This is a genomic window from Cupriavidus sp. GW821-FHT02F09, from assembly GCF_059421605.1.
Map to the genome: position 1 here is coordinate 1 of NZ_JBWKVH010000104.1, position 1243 is coordinate 1243.

The 1243-nt window shown below is 61.1% G+C and carries 1 protein-coding gene; it reads left to right on the forward strand.

Features of this window, described 5'->3' with window-relative positions:
• The first annotated feature begins 65 nt into the window (after positions 1-65).
• A protein-coding gene (locus tag AC07XB_RS38940) for an IS3 family transposase (RefSeq protein ID WP_492833272.1) occupies positions 66-1213 on the forward strand; the annotation gives its coding sequence in 2 pieces (ribosomal slippage) (positions 66-324 and positions 324-1213; 1149 coding nt in all).
• Positions 1214-1243 lie beyond the last annotated feature (30 nt).

Consider the following 1243-nt stretch of genomic DNA (forward strand, 5'->3'; position numbering starts at 1 on the left):
CTGTAGTGGTCTAATGAACTTGGACACCTCAAAAGGTAGACTTCCCGTCGACTAGAGAGGTGATGATGGCACGCAAGGATTTCTCGGACGAGTTCAAGGCAGAGGCCGTGAACTTGGTGTTAGAGCAGGGCTATACGGTGACCAAGGCTGCCAAGGCACTGGGCATCGGGGAGACGGCGCTTCGACGCTGGCTGGGACATCGACAGGCGAAGGTGCAGCCGGGCCCGAGTGACCTGGTGAGTCTAACGCCGGATCAGCGCCGCATCCGGGATTTGGAGCGGCAGGTGGCCCAACTGGAGCGCGAGCGCGACATCCTAAAAAAGTCCACGGCCTTCTTCGTCAAGGAACTCGATCGCAATACGAAGTGATCGAACAGGCGGAGAAGGTCTGGCCAGTGGCCGTGGTGTGCAGGACGCTGGGAATGCCGCGCAGCAGCTACTACGCGTGGAAGGCCCGGCAAGGGCCGCCGCGTGCGCAGCGCGAGGCCTTGGTGGATCAGGTCAAGTTGATCCACGAGGCAAGCGGAGAAAGCTACGGCAGCCGCCGCATGTCGCAAGAGATGCGGCGACGAGGCCACGCCGTGGGACGCCATCAGGCCAGAGGATTGATGCAGGAAGCACAGGTTGCAGTCCGGAGGGCACGCAAGCACTACTACTCGAAGGGCGGGAAGTCCTCGGCCATTGCGCCGAACCGACTGAATCGGCAGTTTGCGGTGGCGCAGCCAAACCGCGTATGGGCTGGTGATGTGACCTTCATTGGGACGCAGCAAGGCTGGCTGTACTTGGCTGTGGTGATCGACTTGTTCTCGCGACGGGTAGTTGGGTGGGCGTACTCGGCCTCGGCCGACACGCAGCTGGTGGTCAGAGCGTTGAGACTGGCGCTATCGAGCCGACGGCCGGCCGAAGGGCTGATGTTCCACTCGGACCAAGGTAGTCAGTACGCCAGCCTCGCGTTCCAGGCGCTGCTACACGATGAAGGGATTACGCCCAGCATGAGCCGCGCTGGCAACTGCTGGGACAACGCGGTGGTGGAGCGCTTCTTCTGTAGCTTGAAGGGGGAACGCATACGAGACCGGACTTACCGGGACCGCGCGGAGGCCCGAGCGGACATCACAGACTATGTGCTGTTCTTCTACAACCAACAGAGATTGCACTCGGCCACGTTGAACATGCCGCCGGCCGAGTACGAGGATTTAAAGGTGGAAGCTGCCTGAGAAAGTGTCCAGGTTTACTTGACCACCACA